The 3,902-nt window shown below is 39.5% G+C and carries 2 protein-coding genes; both read right to left on the reverse strand.

Annotated elements, in window-relative coordinates; all coding sequences use genetic code 11:
- Positions 1-330 precede the first annotated feature (330 nt).
- Positions 331-2,520 (reverse strand): DUF1561 family protein, encoded by a 2,190-nt coding sequence (locus NPY00_RS06230; RefSeq protein ID WP_269021216.1) that lies wholly within the window; start codon positions 2,518-2,520, stop codon positions 331-333.
- Positions 2,521-2,723: 203 nt separating this feature from the next.
- Positions 2,724-3,902: DUF1561 family protein (locus NPY00_RS06235; protein ID WP_269021217.1), on the reverse strand; the 1,179-nt coding region annotated here is incomplete at its 5' end.

Here is a 3,902-nt window from a genome sequence, read left to right on the forward strand (position 1 = left end):
AACGCAAAAGCTTTATGGGTAAAGCCTTTCTGAAAAACAGGCTCAGAAACAAGAGGTGTCATGGGAAAGAAAAAAATGCAAAAGAATAAAAATAGCTTTAAATTATATTTTCTCATAAAGACAGAATTCCCTTCGTTCAAAGGTGGGGTCTCTTGTGCATTCATCATGCACACAACTTAATTCTTCTATTTAATGATGATCTTTTTAGCGCTTACTTCCTCTTTCAGAATGATCTATGACTTAAAACACAGAATGTATTATTAAAAAATGACCTTACCTAAACTTCTTTATCAAAGACCTACTCCTCTCAAAAGCAGGCCTTTTGAGTATTTACATAACCGAACATCTTCCGCTTACACACTGGTTGACTAAGGAACTTCTTGGAGGTTGTCTATTTCCTCTGCGATCATTTCCCTCGCCCGTGCAATTATTTTGTGACATAACAACACTTAAAGGTGCTTCTTCTTCACCAGAAAGCTGTAATGTTGAAAAAGAAAAAATAGTTACAGGACTTTGCTCTCCCAGTAACTGCATGATAGTATTGATATCCGTTGTTGCTTGCGTTAAACGTGAAAAATCTGCAAACGAAATCATACTACTATTCGTCGGAATAACAATGAGTCCAGATTGAGCACGGATAACTGGAACAGCATGACTACTCAATCTCCCACCAGTAGAAACATAATTGATAATCGCAATCCACATTGTTCCTGGTTGAGCATCGAGCAATCTCTGAATAGCATTCCGAATTTCAGTTTGATTGGTAGCCAACGGTGATAGTGTCCAACGAAAGCGCGGTAAAATAGCCTGTGTTGTTGAATGCACAGCCCTCGCAGCAGCCCGATACAATCGCATTCTTCCTGTCATTGTTCCTACTAATAAAGGAATAGTCGCACGCAGCCTAATATTCTCCATCACTCTGGCGAGATCTGGATATCTTTGACGAAATGCAGTAATGGGATTTGTACCGGCAATTGGAACAAAGAAATATCCTTCTGCTGGGGGCCAGCTTGGATAATATTCCTGTAGCTCAGCAATCATTTGATACGTTTGCATAAGACAAATACCACACATTCCGACTAAAGTTTCTGATCGATCTGTCGTACTCGTAATCGCATAAAGTAACCAACGCCATTCATCATTCAATTCAAAATTAGGCGGTAAAAAAAGTTTCTTTTTTGCTTTAGATTGAATAGCAGCAACCTTATTTTTATGTCCAGGCGCTGGACAATAGGTAAGCGAATCTCCTAAGTTTCCATAAACATAGCGACTCCATTTTTCAAAATCATAGGGCAAAACAAATTCCGATGTCGGAGAATTTTTCGTATCTCCTTCAAGATATTTTCCCTTCGCCGTGTAAGGCATCCCCCAGTTAACCCCGTACTGTGTCACCCGTAAATAATTACCATTCCTGTCCTGAAGTGGTCCTTCACGACCACTCAAATAAGAAATATCCCAATAGCCTGCATCCTTTGCACTCGAAACAGTATCTTTGCACAATTTCCAAACAACCCAATCCCAATTATCTTTGGAAGATTGTTTGGAAACCATGCAGGAAAGAATCCCCGCAGAAGGAAAATAGCGGGCAATATGGCCATTTTCTGGATTATAGTACAAACTAATAACATCGGACTTAGAGCCATTATCCGAAAGATAATACATGTTAAAACCAGTGCTCGTCACATGCTTCCAACCCACAGATATATGAAGACTCATATTCCCAGGAGCGGCAATCGTCTTAATCCAGCTATCCATCTCAAGCACTAAAGTATGGTTGTAATAATCCTTCGCATTTTTTGAAATATACGCATACCATTTCACATCCTTCACACGGTATTTTCCATCAGCCGTATAAAAGGAACGCCCATTAATAATCCAGCGTTGATTAGGATCATTGGTCACACAAGGTCTCAGTTTGACATAATCCCATTGCGCTTTGCCACTTCCATCAACTCCCGTTACAGATCCTGGAGCTGTCATGCAAAGCCAAACATCCTTAACGTTCCAAACAACTCGCTGAAACACATCATAACGTGCCGGTTTTACATCGGATGCTGAACAGGTATCAAGGTAAATATAACTTTCACCATCAACAAAAGTAGGAGCATAGCAATACGTAGATCCCGTATGGGCCTTAACACGAATTGCCTTTTCCATAGGAGTATCAGGAAGTGTTTGAGGAACATATGGAGGAATAGTCTTTTGAGACATACCCTTTCTAAAAGCAATATCTTCACGGGTTTTAGAAACTCTTTTACTTACTAGAACAGCATCCTTACCAAGCGGAAAAGTTTCACGTGTTTGAACACCATCATCGCGAAAAGGAAGAAACTCACGCATTTGTGAAAAACCTTTATTCTCTTGAGAAAAATCTTCTTTTTCAGCTTGAGAAATCTGTTCGTTCAAAGGAAAGGCTTCATGAGTCAACTCTTTCTGAGAGACAGAACCAGAAACAAGTGCCGCCATGGGAAAGAAAAAAATGCAAAAGAATAAAAATAGCTGTAAATTATATTTTCTCATAAAGACAGAATGTCCTTCGTTCAAAGGTGAGCGTCCCTTGTGCATTCATCCTGCATACAACTCAATTCCGCTATTTATGCATGACACTGTTAATGTCTACTGCTTTTTTAAGGCTGATTTATGACTTAAAATACAAAATGTATTATTATAGCATTCCCTTTGATCACAGCCTTATCTCTCTCAAAAATAAGCCTTTTTATTCTTTACAATATGGAACATCTTCCACTTAAACATTGGTTTACTGAAGCGCTTCCTGGAAAGCGCCTATTTCCTCTTCGACCACGCCCCTCACCCGTGCAATTATTTTGTGACATAACAATATTTTGAGTATTTTCTCTTCGTCCAGTTATTTGCACTGTTGCAAAATGAACCATATTGAGATGTGGATGTGGCGTCAAAAGTCTGTACATCTCCATTGGATCTGTCACAGTTGCACTTTGAGCGAGAAAATCTTCAAAACTTTGCCGCCTATTTGTTTGAATTATCCGTATCCCATCATGACTACGAATAATCGGAACGGCATGTCCGCCCTCACGTCCACCTGGCAAAATATAATACATGGAAGCAATCCAAACTGTTCCAGGTGGTGACATCAACAACCTCCAGAGAGAATCCATAACCTCTTGATCCGTTGTTGCTATATTTGAAGTCGCCCAATTAAACTGAGGTAAAACAGCCTGCGTCATTGTCAAAAACAGTCTCAGATCTGCTTCTTGTTCTGTTTCTCCAGGTCTTAAAATAGCAGAATAAGGTTGGTGAAGCTCGTGCAAAAACATATAAAGATCAGGATATCTTTGATTAAATGAAAGCATTGGGTCTCGATCAGGCTGTGTATCAAAAAAATAACCGCCGCTCGTTGGAGGGTTTTCTGGATAATATTCTTCAAGCTCTGCAAGCATTTGATACGAATGTAAAAGACACGTGCCGCATATTCCTACCGCAATTGTCGCGCTACTTGTAGAGATAGAAATCGCATGCAATCGCCGCAGCCACTCTTCTGTCAATTCAAAATCAGAGGGTAAAAAAAGTTTTGTTTTTGAATCAGACTGAGCACTAACAATATCCTTTTTATACCCAGGCGCTGGACAGTAAGCGAGAGAATCCAATAAATTCCCATAAATGTAATGGTTCCAATTTTCAATATCATAGGGCAAAACAAATGCTGATGTCGGAGAATTGGTCGTATCACTTTTAAGGTACTCTCTTTTAACCGTATAAGGCACCCCCCAGTTGGAACCATATTTGGTTACCCGTAAATAATTATCATTTCTGTCCTTAATAGGTCCCTCACGACCATTCAAAAAAGAAATATTCCAATAGCCTGCATCCTTTTCACTCGAAACACTATCTTTACAAAATCTCCATTCCACCCAATCCCAATG

Source organism: Bartonella sp. F02, from assembly GCF_026929975.1.
In the GTDB taxonomy this organism is placed as follows: domain Bacteria; phylum Pseudomonadota; class Alphaproteobacteria; order Rhizobiales; family Rhizobiaceae; genus Bartonella.

Excerpts from the sequence above, each read along its gene's own strand:
- NPY00_RS06230 (WP_269021216.1), bottom strand. The coding sequence starts at position 2,520 with ATGAGAAAATATAATTTACAGCTATTTTTATTCTTTTGCATTTTTTTC.